This is a genomic window from Paenibacillus sp. 01T431, from assembly GCF_056398625.1.
This window is the reverse complement of sequence record NZ_JBFTPT010000009.1, coordinates 65,762-87,720: the sequence shown is the minus strand read 5'-3', so window position 1 is coordinate 87,720 and position 21,959 is coordinate 65,762. Positions and strand designations below refer to the sequence as shown.

Below are 21,959 nucleotides of genomic sequence, written 5' to 3'. Positions count from 1 at the left end.
GGAAAATCGCAACCATTTTATACTATTTTTTCGACATGAATTGTCGATATTTTTCATATTCTTTGTCAAATCGAGGTATTTTCCCATCTTAGCTGACAACATTCCACCAATTCAGACGAATTTTGCAGCTGCGCTTCGATCACGTCTCGAATGAATTCGGGCAAGTAATAGTTCACTTGCACCGCGTTGGCGAGCGACTCGTAACCCGCCTTGAAACTGAACATATCGATCGTTCCCAGCTTATACAGCCGTTCATCATCCAGCGTTTCTCCATTAACCGTTACCTGTATGAGTCTATCCATCGGCATTCTGTTCGAATCGTAAGTAACGGACAAGCCATCTATGGCAAGCGTTCCAAGCACTTCACCGCGAAAGCCGTATCCCTTGATCGGCTTATGGATAAATTCGGGCAGCAGCGCTTGCTCCAGCGCTGTCCTTATATCCGTGCCTGCGATGAGCATGAGGCACGGATTAATCGGCGACGGACAGAGGGCGTGCAATTCGCCCGCTGTCACGTCCCCTTGCGCGAGGCCGCCGAGCAGCTGTCCAGCGTTGACGATGCCGATCTCGGCATCGGTCCAGCGGCGCAAGCCAGCGGCCAGCAGGTTGCCGAGCGGTGATTCCCGCTCGGCTCTGGCGGGCAGCGGTGCAGAAAGCCGGGCGATAACCCGGCTTAGGCGCTGCTGTCCCGCCTTTAGGTAGCTGCCGATGATGGCGGCAGCTTCGGGATGCTCTGCCATTGCGGCCGTAGGAACGCAGGTTGCGCGGAACATTGGGCGCGAGGAACCGTCGTCCATTCCGATTTCTACTCGCCCAATATACTCGCCGAATTTTCCAGCTGCACAAATCGTCGTATCACCGATAACAATCGGCTCTTCCAATAAATGATGGGTATGTGCTCCCAAAATAAGATCGATGCCCTCAAGCTTCTCCGCCATTTGCTTATCGAAGGTAATCCCGATATGGGACATCACTACCAGCACATCTACCTTATCTCTCAGCTTTGCCGCCTGTTCTTGCACCGCCGCGAATGGATCAGATACCTGCCAGCCTAGCAAGGAATAAAAGTCAGAAAAGGCCGCTGTGACGCCTATGATACCGATTCGAAGTTCATTTTTATCAATAATAATACTTGGCAGCAGCCAATCAGGTTGCTCACCTGTAGCAGCCTCGTGCATATTGGCACAAACGACAGCAAACTGAGCGCGATCGGTATACGCCTCCGAAATCGTCTGAGTAGAATAAGTAAGTCCTTCATTATTGCCAAGTGTTATTACTTCATAACCAGCTTGATTTAAAAGTTCTACATTAACAATCCCATCGCTGCCTTCGGTCTCCACTCGCATGCGATCCATATGGTCTCCGCAGTCTACCGCAAGGACTCGCTCATTGCCCCAGCTTCGTCTTTCCTCTGCGATAAATGACGCGATCTTGGCGGCATGCTCCAGACGACTATGTATATCATTGCTATGAAGAAGCACTACCCGTGTACGAAAACTGTCCGTCAAATTCATGCACGCCTCCTTAATGCCTGTACTCAGCGACACAAAACCAGTCTACTTGTTATTACGCAAATCATTCATCGAAAATGTATGCTTAAAACCATATGCTGCTTCAACCTGCGTATTTGGCTCATCGTGTCCCATTTTGAGTTTAACGATGCTTTTCACATTTAAGCATTTGCTGCTGCCGTTAGGCACATAAAGGCGGATAGGGCCTGCCTTCTGCAAAGGCAAGCCATTAATCCGGTAAAGCACAGCCGCCTGCTCAAGCTGCTCCCATGGAATAGTAGCCTCGAAAGAATCCGCCGCTTCTACGAATAAATAAGATGGCGTCTTGGACACTGCAGCATTCTCAGAATTATTGTCCCTCATCCATGCAGCGTACCATTGATATAAATCAAATGCTTCACCTTCAGCATCCGGCACTCTGCCTGCTATACGGAAGCTTGCGCCCGAAAGTTTTGCCATCTCCTCTGGGGTCGTAACGGATATTCCTATCTCAAAATGTTCAATCTTGATCTCATGCATCAGCTGCTTCTCAGCCTCCAATCTGCGACATCCGCCGTTCGGTAGGAATATGAGTTTGTGCACTGTCCGCCAGCTTAGCCGCCATTTCATGATTTTCCGGCTTAATGTCCATCGATTTCAGCAGCAATTGCTGCATTTCCTCTGGATGCCCGAATGCTTCTCTTACATTCAGCTCATCTACCCAATATAAGCAAGGCTTAATGGACCCATCCGCTGTTAAGCGCAGCCGATTGCAATTGCTGCAGAAGTGATCGCTGATGGGATGAATAAGCCCGAAGGAGCCGCGGCCGCCCTTCATTTGCCAATCCTCTGAAGGACCGTTTCCATGCACGTTTGGTCCGCGGCTAATCGTATAGCCTTCTTGCTCTGCTACTTCCAGTACACGCGAAAGCGGCAAATAATGCTTTTTCCAATTTTCATCCGCATGGCCGATTGGCATATATTCAATAAATCTAACATGCATCGGCTGCTCGTAGGCGAGTTTTAAAAATGCGGCAATTTCATCCTCATTTACTTCTTTAAGAAGCACGCAATTCAGCTTAATAGGGTCGAAGCCTACTGCTGCTGCCGCTTCGATTCCTTCCATCACACGTTTTAATTCCCCGCTTCTTGCAATAAAACGAAATCTTGCGGAGTCCAGCGTATCTAAGCTAATATTGACACGATTCAAGCCTGCTGCTCGAAGCGCTTCCGCTTGTTTGGCTAGAAAAACACCATTCGTCGTTAATGCTATATCTTTAATGCCAGCTATGGCAGATAATCTTTTAATTAAACCATCGAGACCCGGCCTTATAAGCGGCTCGCCTCCGGTAATGCGCAGCTTCGTAATGCCAAGCGCCGCACCCGCTTCAACTACCTCGACAATTTGATCATAGGAAAGTAAATTTTCTGATTCTGTGAATTCCATTCCTTCCTCTGGCATGCAATACAAGCATCGCAAATTACAACGATCCGTTACTGAAATACGTAAGTAATCGTGTACCCGTCCAAAACGATCCGTCAATGTCGGCATGACCTTCACTCCCTTTCTGTACGAGTATAAGCATAACATTTTTTCTTGAATTATGATATTCTATAAACAGCTTCAAGCCTATACGATGAGAGGTTTTATACCATGAAATATGACTGGATTATTAAATTATTTGCAGGGCTTCCCGAGCGAATTGGGGCCCCTTCCATACAGCTGCAATCGGATTTGGAGAAAATGAGCGTAGCCGATCTGAAGGCCGCCATTTCTGACGAATACCCAGATCATCAAGCATTAATACAGATAGCTTTTATCGCATGCAACCACGTTTACGCCGCCGAGGATACGATCATACACGCCTCTGACGAGCTAGCCCTGCTTCCGCCAGTATCCGGAGGAGAAGAGAAACAAGAGCTTGCCAAGGAGCCTATAGAGCGCTATATCGTAACAAACGATGTCATTAGCTCCGATGCTGTGCTTGCAAAAGTTATTGTACCGGAAAATGGTGCCTCTATTGCATTTGTAGGAACAACGCGTGAATGGACACATGGGCAGCGTACGGTACGGCTTGAATATGAAGCCTATGCACCGATGGCCATTGCAACGATGCAGCAAATTGGCAATGAAATTGCCGAGCGCTGGCAAGGCGCCTTATGTGCCATCAGCCATAGAATTGGCGTTGTTGGCCTCGCTGAGACAAGCGTCGTTATCGCGGTGTCATCCCCCCACCGTGACAGCTGTTACGAGGCGAGCCGCTACGCCATTGAACGTCTTAAACAAATCGTCCCTATATGGAAGAAAGAAATTTGGGAAGACGGATCAGAATGGAAAGGGCATCAGCTTGGCCCGTGGAATCCTACTGAACAATTAAAGGACTTTTAGAATTACAACTAGGCGTGTCGAACATGGCTTCACGATGCTTTTAAGGAGATTAGCAAAAATGAACAAACCAATCACACAAAATAACGCTGCGCCTGAAATATCGGGCGTGGGATCAGCTCGTTATGCGAGACAAGTCCGCTTCTCACCCGTTGGAGAGAAAGGACAACAGCTGCTTACCGGCAGTCGCGCAGCGGTCGTTGGCATGGGTGCGCTTGGTTCTGTCATCGCCCAGCATTTAGTCAGATCCGGCGTTGGATATGTGCGTATTATAGACCGGGACATTATTGAATGGAGTAATTTACAGCGGCAAATGCTGTATACCGAAGAAGATGTATTATCGCTGCTTCCCAAAGCAGAGGCCGCTGCTGCGCATTTGCGAGCCATGAACAGCTCTGTCTTCATTGATCCGATAGTTGCTGATTTAACGGCAATGAATGCGGAAGAATTACTCACTGATGTTGATCTTATTGTTGATGGCAGTGACAACTTCTCTGTTCGATATTTAATTAATGATTATAGCGTGAAGTACAGCATTCCTTGGATTTATGGCGGAGCCGTCGGCGCATCGGGCATGACAATGACGATTATACCAGGCGAATCCCCCTGCTACCGATGCTTGTTCAATGAACCGCCTCCACCTGGAACGACCGATACTTGTGAAACGGCAGGTGTCATCTCTCCAGTCGTTGACATCATCGGCTCTCTTCAAGCAACGGAAGCCATTAAGCTGCTCTCAGGCAACAAGAACGCACTTCACGGCACCTTATTTCAAGTTGACCTTTGGAATCATGCTTGGCTTCCTATTTCTGTGGCCAAATCGAAGCGAAGCCATTGCGACTGCTGCGGAAATAGGCAGTTCGCATTTTTGGAAGACCAAATGTCGGGATCAGCTGCTGCTCTATGCGGTCGCCATTCTGTGCAAATTACACCGAGTCAAGATGCTCTACTGAACTTGGAAGAGTTAGCTGAACGCTTAAAGCCGGTTGGCACAATAACACGCAATCGTTTTTTACTGCGAATTGAACTTGAGGCTGATTTGACCTTAGTCCTGTTCCAGGATGGCCGAGCCATCGTCCAAGGCACAGATCAATTATCAAAAGCAAGGTCGCTTTATGCTGAATTATTAGGTAATTAGTCGCTATTATAATACCCTCATATTGCCAATCCGATCAATCATTGCTACTATTGTAGGTATATCTTTTCTACTACTACCAATGAGGTGTCTCGATGAGAGTTCATGTTACAGAATTAATTAATGGAGACCGTTTAAGCAATGACACTTTCAACAATTACGGACTTCATGTACTCTCCAAAGGAACAGTACTCAATAACCAAGATATATCAAGATTATTTCAACATCAAATGGACTATATTGATATAGATGAAAGAGTAAGCGAAGAAACGGAAGGTCGTACACTTGAATCTACTATAAATCCCAAGTGGCTTCCTACCGTTCAGCCCCTTTACGAAAACGCTGTCAAAAGCTTTGAGGGATTATTCACGAAAGCGAATCAGCAAGGAAAAGTGGATGTCGAGGAAGTAACGTCCATCTTCCAGCCTCTACTGAGCAACCTCCAAATGGAACGCGATGTTGTATCTATGCTGCTATTACTCAATTCTAAAGACGATTATACGTATCAGCATTCCGTGCAGGTCGGTATGTTGTCGTATTATCTCGCTACTTGGGTCGGGTACTCCAATGAAGAAGCTGTTCGTATCGGCAATGCCGGCTTCCTCCATGATATCGGAAAATGCCGAATTGAAGAGAGCATTTTAAATAAGCCTGGGAAGCTGACTGATGAAGAGTACGAAGAAGTGAAGAGACACACCTTATACGGACATGAAATTATTTTAGACTCTCTGGATGAACCATTTGTAGCCATTGGAGCACTTCAACATCATGAGCGAAATGATGGCACTGGATATCCTCAAGGTCTGAAGGGTGATGAGATTCATCCCGTATCCAAAATCATTGCTGTAGTCGATATTTACAGTGCGATGATTTCCCAGCGCGTGTATCAACAGAAGCGTGATTTGCTTTTTGTACTAAAGGAACTTTATCAGCTGAGCTTCAAAGAGCTTGATCCCTATACAACCCACACCTTTATTAAACATATGATGCCTAATTTCATAGGCAAAAGAATCGAGCTTGTAGGTGGAGAAAGTGGAATTATTGTCATGACTCACCCTACCGAGTTTTTCCGCCCGCTTATTCAAATTGGTGAAGAATTCATCGATATGGCCATTGAGCGTGAGTATGAAATCCAGCAGGTTTATATTTAAATGTTTCAAAAACAACCCGAATTGCAGATCATATCTGCGATTGCGGGTTTTTTTTATGCTGCCGCTTATTCTTATCAACCACGTTCGCAACTTATACAATGATTTTATCGTTGTTATTGTAAATGATACCCAATATGCAAATTAAGACTAGAGGTGATGGAGTGAGAAGCATTTTAGCAATAATCATTATCGCTTTAATGATGACCGGATGCAAATCCGAAGCAATAAGCAATACACCAACTGTTCAACCAAGCGAGCTAACAATCATTGAACCGAACGAACAGCCGAATCGAGTCCGTGAAAAAGTTGTCATTTATAGCCTCAAAAATGCTGATGGCAGCAAGGCAGCTATTGAAACCATCTATCAGACCATAACGGAAGCCGACCTTGTAGATGTATTTAAAAAAGCTATTGAAGAAGCTGAACCATTAAAAGGTATCGTGAAAATGGCAGCTCCAACTTATAAAGTAATAATCGGCAGCTCTGAATATTATCTTTTGATCGGTGATGATAAAACAGATTCTATCGTTAATCTAGATGACTCGCATACGATGTTCAGGCTATCTCCTTCTGACACGATTAAGATTCGGGAAATACTATCTTGGTCAGAGCCAGAGAAAGTGGTCGAAGGACTTGTAATGGACAAGAAAGTTATGGCCCGAGATGCATCGATTCGAATTTTAGTGGCTGCGAACTGGTCAGAAGACGAGAGAAAAAGCCATTCGATGGATGATTGGTTTACAAAAGCAGAACAGAATCGCGAGCTAGCGTGGTACACCATCGATAAAGAAGTCTATGGCAAGCTACATATTGGTCAGCCAGTGGCTATTAGAGCAGCAGCTATGCAGCTCGATTCATCGCCACCCATTCGGTTCTTCATTACGGCACAAATCATTGATCCTATAATAACCAAATCATCCCTTTATTTAAGTCTAATTGAAAAAGAATTAAGCAATCAGCAGCTGCTTTTGACTCCGATCCGTCCAGATAAGGAATGGATTTTGGATGGTATTAATCCTAGCAGATATACGGTTAGTCCTATAAACAATGAAGCTGACTCTACTCGCCTAGAACAGGTTTCCATTTATATTTTTAAATCGGAGCAGCAGCTTGAAGAGGGTCTAAAGGATTTTCAAAAACAAACCGAATTGATTAATATGCTTTACCCTCGTATTTATAAGATAAACAATGCGATGATTTTTTATTGGGCACATGGCAACTTGGAAGAAACCGCTAAGCTTAGCAGCTATTTCGAGAAAGCAGTAAAGCTTCTACTCGAAAAATAGACGGATACGATGAACATGGAAACGGGGCTGCCCTAAAGTAGAATATTCTACTTTGGGACAGCCCCTTTTTCCTATTGGCTCTATCGTTAACCGATTGAACCTTCCATTTCGACTATGACTAAATGAAGCTACTTAGAATACAAGGAAGGGAATAGAACAAACCTTCCTTTCATACAGTACTCTTAAAGATAATGTATCAAGGGAGGATTTCGCCATTGTTAGATCAGTCATTTGTAGCTCGTTCTCTAGAAGAAGTTAGGTTTTGGTCTCGTATTATGAAAGAGCATTCTCTTTTTCTTAAATTGGGTTTCCGATGTGAAGATACACAACTAATTAATGAAGCAAATCATTTCTATGCCGTTTTTGAATCAATCGAAAATAAATCTAATGCTTATACAATTGAAATAGATCCTACCGTAATTAAAAGATTCAATGAAGAAGTTTATACTGCTGTTTCTTACATTTGGGCTTTCAAAAGAAAAGTGCTCGGTTTAATTCTGACTTGCAAACTTCCAGGTGCAAACAACTTCCCATTGTTAGTTGATCATGTGAGCAGAGAAGCTAATTATTTCAGAAATCGTTTGTCGGAATTAAATTTAGGTCAGTTACAGCCACTGCCTGATGCTATTATCGACGAGAATGTTTTCTTTCTAAGAATCATGGCAGACCACGCCAAATTCATTAGTCACTTGCTTGATCCTTCAGAGCGACAGTTAGTGGAACAAGCGAATAACTTCAGTGAAGAATTTGACACGTTACTATTTCAAGCAAGGGACTTAGAGTCTATGCGACCTCAATCGCAAACTGTTCCGCTACTTGACCAATTTCTTGATCAAAATAGAGTGTCAGTTAAATCGCTTCGTGACTTTAAAAGTACAGCTCGAGACCTTATTGAAGCCTGCCGTATAAAAAGTATCATTCATCCGTTATTGGCGGATCATGTATTCCGAGAAGCAGAACATTTCCTCGTTATAATTGATATGTTTGAAAACAGTCTGACAGGTAAACCTGTTTAATCTTTGAATCATAGGGTTATTTCTATACAGTCTGTATTAGTTATCTCCTCGACCTAGCCAGTCGAGGATTTTTCGATGTCATTTTTTTTACTGTTCATTTATAATCATTTTTGGTTTCCGTTTCCCCGATTTATTGCAGAAATTGCTTAAAGAAATAAAAAAAAGAATCCGTAGAAAAAATCTACGGATTCACCGATTTACTAGCAAATAGAAATTCAAAGTAGTAGCGTATTTGACTAAACGGTATCAAAACGGTATCATACGATATTTTGAAACCGTTTAGCCCTTGATACGCCTACGTTTTTATTAACCGATAGAACCTTCCATCTCGAACTTTTTTAATTGAGCTTTTCAACGTGTTCCTTCCTATTATATATCCCCTAATAATACTCTATTTTTCGCCCCCAACTTTTCATATCATTTCACATCTTTTCATTTTATATCGGCACATAATCGGCACGAAGGTTAACCGCTTGAAGGGTATATTTATGCGCAAGCTTCTACTAGATAAAAGCGATCCTTAGACACGCAATTGGCTTTACATAGTACTTGCCGTAAAAGAATATTTTCTTTTTATATAGTTGTATTTTGATATCATATGTGATATTATAAATTTATAGAAAGGAGTTGAGAAATGGCTAAGATAGAGAAGCTCATCGAAAAGATGAGACGGAGACCGAAGGGCATAACCTTTGCCGAAGTAAAGAAAGTCCTCGAACATGCCGGATACAGTGAAGTAAGAGTTCGCGGCTCTCACCATCACTACCGAAATGCACAAGGACTTCTGACAACGGTCAAGCGCGAAAATCCGGTAAACCCGGAAGCTGTTGCAGACGCGCTCGAAAGGTTAGGCAAGTAACAAGAGGGGAGCAATCCCCTCACCCTTCCCTCCCTTTATCATAAGCCGAATATTATGGAAAATCAAAAAAACCTTGAATACTATTTAGCCCTGCCCTATACATTCCAAGTCAGACACGTCAAAGATGATGACAAATCCTATTATTGGGCAAATGTAAAAGAATTAGACGGCTGCCACACTTCTGGCGATACACGGGAACAAGCTTTTAATGAGTTGCAGGAAGTGTTAAAAGATCACATCGAGATTAAATTAGAGTATGGTGACCCCATACCCGAACCTCAAGAGGAATTCAGCGGAAAAATTCTCGTCCGTGTTCCTAAGTCACTTCACCGGCAGCTAATTTTTAAAGCCGAAGAAGAAGGCATTTCACTCAATCAGTATATGCTCTATAAGCTCAGTAAGTAGTTATTTACCATTGCGCTGCAGCGGAGCTGCTTATGTGAATAGCTCCGCTTCGCTGGCGCAAGACAACAGGAGAAGTTACTATGAATTATAAAATTGATTATCACACGCCGCTTGGTAACTATTTTGAGATTCCGGCCAAATATATGGAATGCGATATCTCAACATTCACTTTGTATGCTCAAGATATAGATTACAAACCTTCTACAAAGAGAATCGTCAATGCGCTTGCATCCAATCAATTGAACACATATAAAGCAGTACTAGGTAAAACATGGCATAATATCAGCGAAATCAGAGGTTTAGGAATAAATAGTCAATTACTTCTGTTCGAACTTCTCTGTCGAGTTGAATCCGATCCGGAACGCCTTAAAATTGAATTAGAGGCAGTTGTGCCTGATAAAGCTAAACAATTGGCAAAGAGATATTTAGATAGGCAGCAGCTGTCTTTTGAAGAGGTCCTCAAACAAGTAAGAATAAATGAAATCAAACGAAAGCTCCGAGCTATGGGAGTAATAAACTAAATTATCACCCTGATGACAACATACGCCATTAGGGTGTTTTTTTATTCCACATATCGCCAAAATACGACTAATATAGTAAACTGAATGGAGGATTTTTACATAGTGATAGGGGAGAGTAGAGAAAATGAAGAAAATGCTTATCGGTTGCTTTTTAACAGTCCTTTTGATTTCAGGATGTGGTACAAATGCTTCTAATGAGAGTACCGAGAAATCCAGTGAGACAAAGACATCAACAAATGAATCATCCAGTTCTGAATTATTGAATTCAACCGAGTTTGAACAAATGTTCACTGATCCTAAAAAATTCAAAGGAAGATCTACTGATTTTTTTGCAAAAGTATTTACAGAACCCGAAAAAGATGAAGATGGCGTTTACCTTCAAGTCTGGGCAGACCCAGAGAGCTCTGAAAAAAATGCCATTATTGGTTATAACGATCCCTCCTTTCAAGTCAAAAACGGAGACTTAGTACATGTGCAAGGTACGGTGCATGATGTATATGAAGGCGAAAATGCGTTTGGCGGGAAAATAATTGCACCACTAATAACTGCAAGCTCCGTTGAATTAGCTGACTATATAAGTGCTTTGTCTCCGACATTGCAAACAATTACTGTCAATCAAGAAATTGATCAACATGGTTATGTTATTAATCTTGAAAAAGTAGAATTTGCCGAAAAAGAAACACGGTTTTACATTTCAATTAAGAATAACACAGCAAGTAAAATATCTTTTTATGATTTCAATGCTAAATTAATTCAAAATAGTACTCAGTTTGAACCGACTGATAACTATGAAGCAGATTACAAGGATATTCAATCTGAGATTCTTCCAGAAGTTATGACGGATGGTGTTATTCTGTTTGGCAAACTCGATCCTAGTGCAGGAGAAATTAAACTACTTTTAGAAGGTAGCTCGGAAGATTGGGATTTAGATTTCGAACCTTTCCAGTACAATGTTAACAGTAATTAAATAAAATGGATAATCCCAAGCGCTTGGGAAAATAGAAAAACAGCCCACCAACCGCTATGGTTAGTGGGCTCTTACTTATTTTCGGGATATTGCAATAGTGTTAAACCACGTCAGCTCAGATAGCGTCAGCTTCTTCGACTTTACCTTATCCAGCCAAGCCTTATCCGAAATCACTTTTGCCTCAATAAGCCGCTGAACCGCTGCCGCCAGTGCGGTCCATTCTGCATCCGTTAGGTTAATCACATTCTCGTCCTCCTCTTCGATTACATCAAATTTAGTCAATTCATGAGCTTTGATAATCGACAATATCTTACTGGCATAAGCCGAATCTGTTGCATAGCCGCAAGAATAAAGCATGACAGCTTGCGCTTCTGGCGACTTAGCCGAGCGCACCCGATCATAGCGCGGCAGTAGGAATAATAGATCCTGATCCTTGTAAAAATCATACAGGCTGTCGTACACTCGGAAATTGGCACTCGTGCTGACCGCAATCCCGCCGTACTCCTCCCATGTTCCCTTGTTGATGCTACGCCCTTTCCAATATCCATTCGGCTTGCCGCTGCCGACCTTGATCCCACCCAAGTTGTACCAAGAATGAATAACACAGCCTGTCTCCAATATGTTTTGAGCCAATCGCACAGAGGGGAGCAATGGTGATCCCTCCCCCCTCACTCGCTGCACAATAGGCGCGAGCTTTGCGATAAATTCATTTCTACTTAGCTTCGCCATTTTCAGGCTCCTCTACTGTTTTTTTTAAGCTGATCTTAGATGCTCTTTCCACCTTTGCTTTAAGCTCGGATTCGATATGTGACATAACCGACTGAGGTATCCATTTGCCCCAACCCGCGCGGTAGGCATTGGCTGTTAACGACTGCCAAGTATGATAGATGATGCCGAGCGTTAAGCCATAAAATAATAAGCCTGGCACGCCCAGCATGGAATCTAAGAGATTCGCAATCGCTGGCAGTGATACAAGAAACAGCGTACGTGGCAACCCCTGCCTTAAGCCGTATTCGCTAGAGAATGTCTTATCCTTTTTTGCTGCCGAAATCCCTGTAATCCAGTCCAATCCGATGATGAGGATCAAAAGCGCAATCGGCAATAAACGGCCATCTCCATAAATTAGAGATACCCACGGAGCCAGCACTGCTCCAATCCCTGCTGCAATTGCCCTACCTTCCGTTACCTCTACCGAAAACCATTGTTTATACATGCCTATTCTTCCCCCTATTATCACTCTCTGTGTAAACAAATAGCCCACTGATGTGGGCTATACTAAGGCAATCCAAGTAAAATCTAATGCATAATCATACTGTGTAAGATTCGTATAATTTGCATTTACCGTTGAACCAGATACCGTATAAGATACATTCCAGCGATACAGCCGACCAAATCCTTTTACAGTAAAAGTACCGTTAGCCTTATCAATACTAACGACTTCAAGCTGAGTAATAGCCGGCGCATAATTTAACACCCTGAGATTTGCACCAGGATTCTGCTTAAGCTCCTGCGCATAAAACGAATCTCGCTTGAGAGCTAAGAATATTTTGAAATCCTTACCCTTGAAATCCGAAGGCAAGGTTATTGTTACGTCTGGAATTTCTCCAGTGCCAAAGTAAGCACCGTTTGCTCCAGTAGAGTTACTACCGGCAGCAACCAAGTAGTTATAAGGCTTATCTCCTGCTGCCGTTTTCCTAATTAATCCTGCTGGCGTTAGGGCTGTAGTGGAACCATCTGAATGATAAGCGATGACACCGAACTGCCCCGCAGCGAATTCCCCCATACGAAGCACCTCTCCGTTTGGGCCATCAACATGGAAGCCGTCAGCATCAGTATATACCGATTTGTATTTGACTCCCTTAAGCACGCTGGCGTTTTTAGCAGCTGTCTCGGCAGCATTGGCTTTAGTCGTTGCGTCTGCTTTTGCTGTTGAAAGATTGGTTGCTGCCTGGTTGATCCGCGCCTGTTCCTCTGCTGAAACGATACCATCCGCATAAGCTAACGCTTCTTCTTGTGCGAGCTGCGCTTGTGCAATTGCGACCAGCTCCGCAGCTTCAAGAGCCGCATCCGCTTTTTCTTGAGCATCCGTAGCGGCTGCTGCTATGGCTGCTTGCTTCGCATCATTTGCCTTTTCTTGTGCGCCTCCCGGCGTTTCCTTTGTCGATGGATCATACCCTGCATCAAAACTTGTTGAAGAGTTGATTCGTATCAAGCTGGCGTTAAGGATACCCGCATTGATTACGTCAGCGGTAAAGCCTGTCCCTTTGCCAAATGTGCGCCAGTTCCAGTTGCCTCCAACCTTTTCGCTTGCAATCGCGAAGATACCAGGACCAAGATACAACGCCCCATAGTCCGGGCTGCTGATGTCCGTATTTTCAAGCAAGAATCCCTCATTTGGTAGCACCTCAGCGGAAGCATATGCGCCTGAAGCGACAAGCTGATTTTTGAGCGTATTAATCTTGCCGTCAATCCAATTGGTGCTAACCCTGCCGCCGCCTGTCGTTACACGCTCTATGGTCTTGGATGCGTTTTGCATCTTGTTTAGCGTATCAGTCAAGCTAGGAAGGAAATTAGCCAGCACCACACGCGAACGCTCTGGCGCATTGGGATACTCTTCATATTCAACGATTCGGGCCGTCACTTCGATGTTTAAGTCCTCCTCATCGACGTGTACCGTATCGCCAATTGCAAAAGCCTCGCTTTCCCCGTAACCTTTTACGCCTTTAAGCTCGGCCACATCCGCGACATAGGATAGCAAATGCGTATCTACTGTGGCTAAATAAGCCTCGCCTTTAGTACGCAGCTCCAGTAAGTCCTCAACCTCATCAAACGTTACTTCTCCGCATTTTGGGCGCGGATAAAGCCCGATATTCGGGCTATCAATCGGCTGAGGCAGCGTAATACCGTCTTTGCCGAAAACAAAAAGCCGAGTAATAACACCTCGGCTTTCTTTGGTTCGTGTAATGCTTCTTAGATTCTTGCGGTAGCTGATCCGCACGCCATTGTCAGCACCAATTTGCGGACGAAAAGTAATATTGAAGTTGTCACGCTGCATCTCTGCCTTTGACAAGGCTATGAAATGACTCAGCCCCCATACCACGCTGTTCCGCTCTACCGTGAAATCATGTGATGTTGGAACGGCGAGCGCATTGCCAGTAAACCGAGTGCCTGCAAGTATGCCATTCAATATCGCAGGAGCTGTTGCATTGGTATACTGGAGCAACGGTATATACTCGGTAAGCAGCTCCGTGCATATATGCTCGGCAAAGACAGCTGCAAGCAGCTTGCCGCTTGCGTCCCGGCTCTCGTTAATGGTTCGGATAATAAACAGCTGGCCGGATACTTTAACGATATTTTCCTCCGCTAGATACTGTACCGCCTCATCGGTGAATGGTACAGAAAACTCGACGGTATAATCAGCATTGATCCGTTGGAAGATGCGCGGCCCCGGATCAATTGTGTTTTTAATCACAGCAAGACCGAAATGGTTAAAATCCGTCTCCATCTTGTCATAGATTACGATGATGTTATCTGTCATTCTTCCTCGCCTGCCTCGCTCGCTTCCTCATCCTTGTACCCTAGAAGCCTCATTTGATTTTGGTAAGGGTTAGGTACATCAGAGAGCTGGAGCATTCCATTATCTACCCTAAATTTATAGAATGTCAGCATTAGGCATTACCTCCTTTCAATGCCGCAATCTCACCTTGAAGCTCCGCGATCTGCATCATCATTTCGACCAGGACTGTGCCAATCATGTCATCATTTTGTAAAGACAAGGTTAGCGCCTCCCCGATGTCTCGGATAACGGGAGGCTCGGCCACATCGTCCAGTTCATTAGCCGGTATCCCGTTAGCTATCAACCATTCTCGCAACGTTTCTAAATCCATGGCCTAGCCTCCTAGCGCTTTCACTTTTTTGTAAAGCTCTGCAATGGCTCGGACATTGACCGCGCTCTGCGTCTCCATATCGGCCATATCTTGCACGAGCTGATCCTGCACCATCTTGGGATTGCTTTTGTACTGGACAACGGCATTGATTGCGTTGGATGTATAGAGATACTTGTCCAACACTTGATAGGTCACGGTGTATTCTGCTGTCGTGTCATAGTCGCTAGCATTTATATAAACTTGAACATTGTTACGATAAAGGCTGCTAAAGCTGATTATCCATCTGTTATCGATTATGCCGTTTTTATAAACAGCTAACACCTTGTCGGGCACATATTTAAAATAACTAACAGGATAAGCCGTATTATTTAGTAAATAATTCGTATTACTAAATAGCACAGGCGTTACCTTCTCGCGAACTACAACACTCTCCATTAATTCCAATTGATTACCGCCAGCCTGCAAAGCGATGGCCCCTGTGTCTCCAACAAATGGTTCTTCAAAGCCTTGAGCTAGCACATAGTCGAGTTTATATGGAGTGTATGACACCGTTGCATAGCCCGTTGTTGGTATAGTAGTCAGGTTTAGAGGGGCCTCTAAATCTATGAAATCGGTATTGATCGTTGATGCTATCGTACCGTTAGAAGCGTCAGCATAAGCAAGAAGATGGACGAAACCGTTTGTGTCGATCCAGCCTGCCGTCACTGTTAAATTGATATTTACTTTAGCAACGGAGCCTGTCAAGTTGGTTGCAGCGCCCGACCACGCCACACCATTCCAAATAGATACAGTAGCCTTATTCCCATTCGGTCCACTTCCGTTCCCATACCAGTTAAAGTTGAACTTAGGGATGTTTCCTGCCTTTAGCCACGCCACACGCTCCGCAGTTGTTGTCGCTGTTCCGAAAACGCCGACACCGTGATTACGAATTTCATGTTCGAGCAAATTAAATGAAAATATTTGTACCGCTATTTCTCCAGCTCCGCTGCGTCCGGTCGGTTGCGTCACTGCGTTCAAAGTCGCTATGTTACTGTATGATGATGTCGCAAACTCGGTCGTAATTGAAGCCGGAGGTAGCAACGTCGTCATAAGCAGCGTTTTATACGTATTTGGGTTTTCGACTACACTACCACTCACCTTGCCAACAAAATTAGCATTAGGAGTTACAATGGGAGTCCAGCTTTTAGTTCCCGTCCCATTGTAAGGAGTCCCTACGGTACCATTATTCATCCGCCACCCATTAAAATACGCTTTAATTTCTGCTACTGATGGATTGTAGGAATCCCCCCAACCACTATCTGCTGTTCCAACACTCACATACAATAAATTCCCTGAATCAAATACTTGATTGTCTGGTAAATAAGTTGCTGTACCTCCAGTGTTTTGTGAGAGTATCGTCCCATCTGACTTTTGTACAAGCCCAGTTCTAAACGTTCCTGCCGGAGTAGGAAGCGTAACTTTAACTACCTTATTCCCAGTATTGTTTACGTGAAACAACCAAGGCAGAGAACCATCCAATACAACGCCAGTATACCAACGTCTAAATGTACGACCCGTGGCCGTATCGTAACTATCAGCTATAGTCCGATCCACATTGCTTACGAGCATAGGGAAGTTAATGTAATCGTCGTTGCGCGGCTCCCACTGGGTAGCAACAGAGCCTAGTTCTAGTTGTGGATTGGTAAATATACAAATTCCCGCCGCTCCAGACGTAAGTCTTAGTGAAACGTACCCATTGTAAGAGCTGTCTACCGTAAATGTGATAGGTGTGTCAAGCGTACCTGTTAGCATCTTTGATACATCGTGTGTATTTAGTTGAGTTTTATAAATGCGGGAAACAGCATTCGCATTTCCACCGTTATTAAGTTTGATTGTGTAGGTTGCCCCGACCACTACCGGAACGCTTAACCAATTATCTTGGGCGACATTGGTGGCATTTAATGTCATTTCATATGGTGAACTGATAGTTGCGTTTGCGTGCAATTTCCACTCCGAGAATGGAGGGAGTACGTTTTTCCCGACCTTACGCACAGCCCCACCCTGCAAGTGCTGCACGCTATCGACGTAAGGGAACTTCTCTGCCAGCTTTTCGCCCGTGTATTCTGGATCTAAGTCAATTTTCGCGTACTCCGCTGCTGATATTTCATACAACCTAGCACCGTCGAACGAAACCCAACCAACTGTGCCAACTGCAGAAGTATTTTGAATCCATACAGAGGCGTCTGCTAATTCTGATGTTGCGTCAACCTTCGAATAAAGCGTTTTATTACTCGTTGTTTGCATAGTAGTGACAGTTCCGTTTGAAATAGGATTTCCATCCAATTTAGCCACTGTTACACGAGCAATTGACACACCATCTGTAATCGCATCAACCAAATATAAATACTTGCCCGCTTTTAAATTAGGCGTAGGATATCTTACATTCCTCCCGGTGTGCGAATCCCCGGACAGCGAAGAAATTCTCTGTGCGCTTCTTCCGTATTTTGCGCTAGCGTAGTCAGTATTTCTAGTTCCCGGCCCAGCGGTTTGCCACCTGTCTGCTACTCCATCGCCATTAGAATCATTTTCGAAATTCCCATCAATGCCAAGCAAGTTAACTAGTGTTCGGCCCTGCACCTTCACCTCTGCTCCTGATGCTTGAGAAGTGTTTAGTAGGTTTAGCCCTCGCTTAATGGTCGCCGTCTGATCGGCCTGCGCAAGCTGCTTGCTGTGCAATTCCCTGATCATCGTTCCAAGCGTAGCTCTTGCCGTTCCATCCGCACCCATACGGCCATCAATGACCTCGGCTGCGCTCGATGTGGGACCGCCAATGATGTTATTGATTTGTGCTTGCTGCGCCTCGACCTTCTGTTTTACGCTCTGGCCTTCGACAAATTGGATCTGCTCCGCTGTATGGGCTACCGGAGCAGCAGCATGAGCGCCATCAGCTGCAATACGCGCCTGCTGCTCCTCCGTGATTTGGGTTTGCCTTAAAGCATCAACTTCCTCCAGCGCTGCAATCTTCCCGTTAATCGCTTCTTTGCCTGCTCGAAGCGTCGAGCCTGGCGGTATTAACTCAGACATTTAATCACCTCACGTATACTTTGCTGCAAAAATAAACGACACCGAGCAATGAAGCCCCGTGCCGCCGATCTCTACGCTATTACGTCCCGGCGCAAGCTTTACCCAGCGGCCGGATACTTTATTGTTTTTGTTGGTCGCGCTGAGCCTTGCCTGCATGCGCTCGTTGTCAATCGTAACCGTGCCAGCGGAAACCGCTTCGCCGTAAACTAAGGTACGATCCCCGATTTTGATAAACAACGAAACGAAGCTGCCGAGAATTTGAATCGTTGGCCAAATCTCCAGCGCACCATAATTAACGACCTCAACCGTCTGTGGACCCAATATAGCAAAATCAAATCCATCCTCAAATGTGAGTTGATCATTGTCCATCAGCACCTCACTATCCCATGTCAACGTATTGGAGAGATCCGTCTGATAACTAAACGGATCGAAAGCTGTGAACGGCAAAGTAAATTGCCCGAACCCGACCACTCGCCCAATGTCGAGGCCACCGGAATAGTACACGTTGTATTTCTTGCCCGGCTTGATATCAAAGACCAACTCCAGCTCGCGGGGCGAACCCGCAACGTCCAAGATAAACTCTGCCAAACGATCTGCGGCCAGCTGCAGCTCAACGGGATTATTCATGAACATGGCACAATCAAGGCCAAATTGCAGCGGCGTGAGCTTCGCACCAAAATAAAAAGCGCCGTGCTTGCCTGCAATAGCAGATGTACTATCCACTGTGCCAGCTAAGATCGGACGCTTTGCTGATCGCGTCATATGCATGCCCAGTTGCAAGGCTGTGCGCACATCAAGCGGATCATCTACCGGACGCAAGGTAAAACCGCCATTATAAATTGCCAAGCGCTCTCCCCCTTGTCTGCATATTTTCATTTTGGTGGTGGCTGACGCTACTAGCGATCTCACGGCCATCCATGTGGATATGGGTGTGGACGATAGTCACGCCGTTACCTGCGCCGCTAAGCATATCTCGCGTTTCGTTAGCGTTGTAAACTTGGCTACCTCGCGGCATATTCACAAGCTCAGGTCCTTTCTCTCCTACGAGCGACAAACCGCCTGGCGCGTACAACGTGCCATCCGCATGCGCCGGAATCGTAATCGTTGCTGTCGATCCCGAAGCTTGTACGCCTGCCTGGATTCCCTCGCTCCCGCTCTTAAAGATTCCGGCAATGGCATCTTTTACTTTCCCCGCAATCTCGGTTACTTTACCGACGATCCCGCCAACAAACTCCATGATTTTATCCGGGATGCCTTTGATAAAATCGACAATACCGTCTATGATGTTCTTCCCGATGGCTCCAGCAGCTTCATAGACGCTTTTCCCAAAAGAAACAATGACGTTGATACCCGTTAGGAACCAATCCATGATCATTTGAGGCAATTGCCTAATAAAATCAACGATGGCATTGATAATCCCTCTGCCTGCCTCCGCAGCCTGCGTTACTGCGTTTTGATGCCATTGCACGATCCGATTAAACGTATTTACAAGCCACGTCCATACCTTCTCTGGCAGCTGCGCGAAAAACTTAACCACATTAGTAACAAATTCCGTGCCCAACTGTATAGCGGCAGCAATCATATCATTTCGCCATTGATTAACATTCGAAATCAATTGCACAAGCCACGTCCAGACCTTTTGCGGCAGCTCCGCGAAAAACTGAATGATCTTCGGTATACCCTCAGAAACCGCTGTAATCATGTAACCAATGACATAACCGATAGCATACGGAATCTTCACCATAAACAAATCATTGAGGAAGCCAAGAATCTTGCCCGGCAGCTCTGAAAAGAAAGTAACAAATTGGTTAAATGCGTTTGGAACGTCATTGGTGAAGAAGCTCATAATCGCATTCCAAACATTGAGCGTAAACGCCTTGATCTCATCCCAATACTTGACGATCAACCCGACTGTCATGCCGATTGGTCCCGTTATGGCAATGAGGATATTCGGTCCCCATTCCTTGAAAAAAGTAACAAGCCCATCCCAGATGGCTACAGCTGCCTCTTTGATCGCCGTCCATGTCCCTAGCAAGAAACTAGACACCTTGTCCCAATTCATGTACAGTGCTATCCCAGCCGCTATCAGAAGCGCTATTGCGGCTGCTACAAGCCCAATAGGGTTTGCAGCCATTGCAAGGTTAAGGAGCCATTGTGCGGTTGTCATGGTCGCTGTAGCGAGTTTCCAAGCCTTATAGATGGTTACAATGGTATTAATAATCATCTGAGCTGCTAAAGCGGTAGTAATAAAGCCGAGGATTGGGAGCAAAATATTAGCTTTGTCCACTACCCATTGCAGCGCATCCCCAAACAGAGTAAATCCGGCAATGATGGCATCTGCTACCGCTAATGTAACCTTTTCGATTTCTGGCATCTTGCCTTTGAACCATTCCGCAAACTCGTTCAGCTTCGGCAGGATCTTCTCCCCAATGGGAATCATGACACCTGTCTCAAACATACGGCCAATGCCTTTGATCGCCTGCGAGAATGAATCATATTTAATCTTGTTAATTTCTTCAAGCGTGTTGGCTGTCGAGTCCGTGGAGCTTTTGACACTAGCTAGGGAAGTAATCGCCTTGGCTTCCAAATCCTCAAATTGCGTACCAAATAAAGCAACGCCAATTGTATTCTTTGCTACTGGATCACTAATGGCATCCAATGCGCCGACCACTTGACTAAAAGCAATTTGTGCCGTCTCCCCGCCAGCAGCAAAAGCATTCGTCATATCGGATGCACTTAAGCCAAGCGCTGCGAAAGCTTCTGCGCTGGCCGTCGAACCGTCCTTGGATCGGATGGTAAATTCTTTAATCGCATCCCCAATCTTATCAACTTGAAATGCGCCATCTTGTGCGCCTTGAATCAATATGTCTGTAAATTGTTCTGCTGAGAATCCAAGAGCAGAGAATTGCGCGCTGTACTCATTTAAGACCTCTAGCAAATCGCCATTTTTATTGGCTCCTTGCTGTGCACCTTGAGCAATGAGCGTATACGCCTGCTCGCCCGTGATCCCAAAATGCTGCATCATACTGTTAACCGTGTTAATTGATCCCTCGACCTCAAACTCGAATGTATCTCGCAGCATCAAGGCCGTTGCGGTAAGCCCTTCAAGCTCCGCGCCGGATTCACCCGTAATCTGCTTGACCTTCGCCATCGCCTTGGCGATGTCCTCAAAGTTTTCGCCTAGATTTCGGTTGTAAATCCGTTTGGTTATTTCCTCGTATTCTTTCATTTCATCAGCGGTTAGCCCTGTTTCAGCTGCAAGCCCATTCATAGCCTTCCGAAATTCATCAGCCACCTGTACGGACTTCACACCTAATGCAAGCGCCGCTGCCGCTCCCACAGCCGCTAACGACAAAATAAGAGCGCCTGCCGCCTTTGCAATTGTTCCCAATCGCTCTTGCGCCTTGCGCCCTTTCGTGTCTACATCGTCAAGCACCTCGTCGGCATTGTTATTTACGAGAATCGTACCGAAGAGGCGAAATATTTCCATCGATTACCCACCCGCCTTCCGAAAAGCTGCTAGGATCTCCTCAGCATCGTCGATGATTTCTTGTTTCGTTTTCTTGGATGCCGGAGGAGGTGCCGGACGCTTAGGCTTATAGAAATCATCAAATGAGACATAATTCTTTTCGGTCATATTTGCGTATCTGGTCAAATACATTTCCCAGTTCTGCTGTTTTTGTTCCATCTCATATACTTTGCTGATTTGCTCGATACCCGCTTCCACATCCATTTGCAGCACATAATCGATCTGGCCGTATCGTTTGAGCAACAAGTCAATGACCTCTACCTC

Annotated in this window: 21 protein-coding genes; 9 read left to right on the top strand and 12 right to left on the bottom strand. The window is 45.0% G+C overall.

All coding sequences use genetic code 11. The annotated features are described in order from the left end of the window. Positions 1–65: 65 nt before the first annotated feature. The 3 genes from AC1DM9_RS17765 to moaA are packed head-to-tail and all read right to left on the bottom strand — an operon-like array spanning position 66 to position 3,042. Complete coding sequence (locus AC1DM9_RS17765; protein WP_477581374.1) at positions 66–1,514, bottom strand: bifunctional metallophosphatase/5'-nucleotidase; 1,449 nt, start codon at positions 1,512–1,514, stop codon at positions 66–68. A 42-nt stretch (positions 1,515–1,556) separates the two neighbouring features. Beyond that, positions 1,557–2,051 carry a hypothetical protein gene (locus tag AC1DM9_RS17760; protein ID WP_477581372.1) on the bottom strand — a complete coding sequence of 165 codons (495 nt, stop codon included), beginning with the start codon at positions 2,049–2,051 and terminating at the stop codon, positions 1,557–1,559. Continuing rightward, positions 2,041–3,042, bottom strand: a complete 1,002-nt coding sequence (gene moaA, locus AC1DM9_RS17755; RefSeq protein ID WP_076270264.1) for a GTP 3',8-cyclase MoaA — start codon at positions 3,040–3,042, stop codon at positions 2,041–2,043. The genes AC1DM9_RS17760 and moaA overlap by 11 nt, the downstream gene beginning before the upstream one ends. Positions 3,043–3,144: 102 nt before the next feature. Between moaA and AC1DM9_RS17750 the strand changes: the two genes are divergently transcribed. The 9 genes from AC1DM9_RS17750 (at position 3,145) to AC1DM9_RS17710 (ending at position 11,216) form a co-directional block, all read left to right on the top strand. Next, positions 3,145–3,879 (top strand): molybdenum cofactor biosynthesis protein, encoded by a 735-nt coding sequence (locus tag AC1DM9_RS17750; protein ID WP_477510584.1) that lies wholly within the window; start codon positions 3,145–3,147, stop codon positions 3,877–3,879. 58 nt (positions 3,880–3,937) lie between these two features. Continuing rightward, a complete protein-coding gene (locus AC1DM9_RS17745) occupies positions 3,938–5,014 on the top strand; it encodes a ThiF family adenylyltransferase (RefSeq protein ID WP_477510583.1) in 1,077 nt (358 codons plus the stop codon). 92 nt (positions 5,015–5,106) lie between these two features. Continuing rightward, the gene (locus AC1DM9_RS17740; protein ID WP_430063499.1) at positions 5,107–6,162 is read left to right on the top strand and encodes an HD-GYP domain-containing protein; all 1,056 of its coding nucleotides are present in this window, start codon (positions 5,107–5,109) and stop codon (positions 6,160–6,162) included. Between the two features lie 161 nt (positions 6,163–6,323). Next, the gene (locus tag AC1DM9_RS17735; protein WP_477581369.1) at positions 6,324–7,448 is read left to right on the top strand and encodes a YhfM domain-containing protein; all 1,125 of its coding nucleotides are present in this window, start codon (positions 6,324–6,326) and stop codon (positions 7,446–7,448) included. 215 nt (positions 7,449–7,663) lie between these two features. After that, positions 7,664–8,464, top strand: coding sequence for a DUF2935 domain-containing protein (locus AC1DM9_RS17730; protein WP_477581367.1), 801 nt, complete (start codon positions 7,664–7,666; stop codon positions 8,462–8,464). A gap of 634 nt (positions 8,465–9,098) precedes the next feature. Beyond that, entirely contained in the window at positions 9,099–9,323 is a 225-nt protein-coding gene (locus tag AC1DM9_RS17725) for a type II toxin-antitoxin system HicA family toxin (protein WP_477581365.1), read from the top strand. Between the two features lie 54 nt (positions 9,324–9,377). Then, a complete protein-coding gene (locus tag AC1DM9_RS17720; RefSeq protein ID WP_477581363.1) occupies positions 9,378–9,728 on the top strand; it encodes a toxin-antitoxin system HicB family antitoxin in 351 nt (116 codons plus the stop codon). 80 nt (positions 9,729–9,808) lie between these two features. Beyond that, entirely contained in the window at positions 9,809–10,249 is a 441-nt protein-coding gene (locus tag AC1DM9_RS17715) for a hypothetical protein (protein ID WP_477581361.1), read from the top strand. Between the two features lie 124 nt (positions 10,250–10,373). Next, on the top strand, positions 10,374–11,216 hold the full coding sequence (locus AC1DM9_RS17710; protein ID WP_477581359.1) for a DUF4352 domain-containing protein: 843 nt from the start codon (positions 10,374–10,376) through the stop codon (positions 11,214–11,216). A 75-nt stretch (positions 11,217–11,291) separates the two neighbouring features. On the opposite strand, the gene AC1DM9_RS17705 is transcribed toward AC1DM9_RS17710, so the two are convergent. Genes AC1DM9_RS17705 through AC1DM9_RS17665 form a run of 9 tightly spaced genes read right to left on the bottom strand, consistent with a single transcriptional unit; the run spans position 11,292 to position 21,941 of the window. Next, on the bottom strand, positions 11,292–11,945 hold the full coding sequence (locus tag AC1DM9_RS17705; RefSeq protein ID WP_477581357.1) for a glycoside hydrolase family 73 protein: 654 nt from the start codon (positions 11,943–11,945) through the stop codon (positions 11,292–11,294). Continuing rightward, entirely contained in the window at positions 11,929–12,429 is a 501-nt protein-coding gene (locus AC1DM9_RS17700) for a phage holin family protein (RefSeq protein WP_477581355.1), read from the bottom strand. The genes AC1DM9_RS17705 and AC1DM9_RS17700 overlap by 17 nt, the downstream gene beginning before the upstream one ends. Before the next feature lie 57 nt (positions 12,430–12,486). Further along, a complete protein-coding gene (locus tag AC1DM9_RS17695) occupies positions 12,487–14,754 on the bottom strand; it encodes a phage tail spike protein (protein WP_477581353.1) in 2,268 nt (755 codons plus the stop codon). Then, positions 14,751–14,885, bottom strand: coding sequence for a hypothetical protein (locus AC1DM9_RS17690; protein ID WP_477581351.1), 135 nt, complete (start codon positions 14,883–14,885; stop codon positions 14,751–14,753). The genes AC1DM9_RS17695 and AC1DM9_RS17690 overlap by 4 nt, the downstream gene beginning before the upstream one ends. Next, positions 14,885–15,103 (bottom strand): hypothetical protein, encoded by a 219-nt coding sequence (locus AC1DM9_RS17685; RefSeq protein WP_477581349.1) that lies wholly within the window; start codon positions 15,101–15,103, stop codon positions 14,885–14,887. Before AC1DM9_RS17685 ends, AC1DM9_RS17690 begins: the two co-directional genes overlap by 1 nt. A gap of 3 nt (positions 15,104–15,106) precedes the next feature. Next, the gene (locus AC1DM9_RS17680) at positions 15,107–18,166 is read right to left on the bottom strand and encodes a hypothetical protein (RefSeq protein WP_477581347.1); all 3,060 of its coding nucleotides are present in this window, start codon (positions 18,164–18,166) and stop codon (positions 15,107–15,109) included. 9 nt (positions 18,167–18,175) lie between these two features. Then, positions 18,176–19,012 (bottom strand): phage tail domain-containing protein, encoded by an 837-nt coding sequence (locus AC1DM9_RS17675; RefSeq protein WP_477581345.1) that lies wholly within the window; start codon positions 19,010–19,012, stop codon positions 18,176–18,178. Beyond that, positions 18,999–21,656: a phage tail tape measure protein gene (locus tag AC1DM9_RS17670; RefSeq protein ID WP_477581343.1), complete on the bottom strand. Its 2,658-nt coding sequence runs from the start codon at positions 21,654–21,656 to the stop codon at positions 18,999–19,001. Before AC1DM9_RS17670 ends, AC1DM9_RS17675 begins: the two co-directional genes overlap by 14 nt. 3 nt (positions 21,657–21,659) lie before the next feature. Next, positions 21,660–21,941, bottom strand: a complete 282-nt coding sequence (locus AC1DM9_RS17665; RefSeq protein WP_477581341.1) for a hypothetical protein — start codon at positions 21,939–21,941, stop codon at positions 21,660–21,662. Positions 21,942–21,959: the final 18 nt, after the last annotated feature.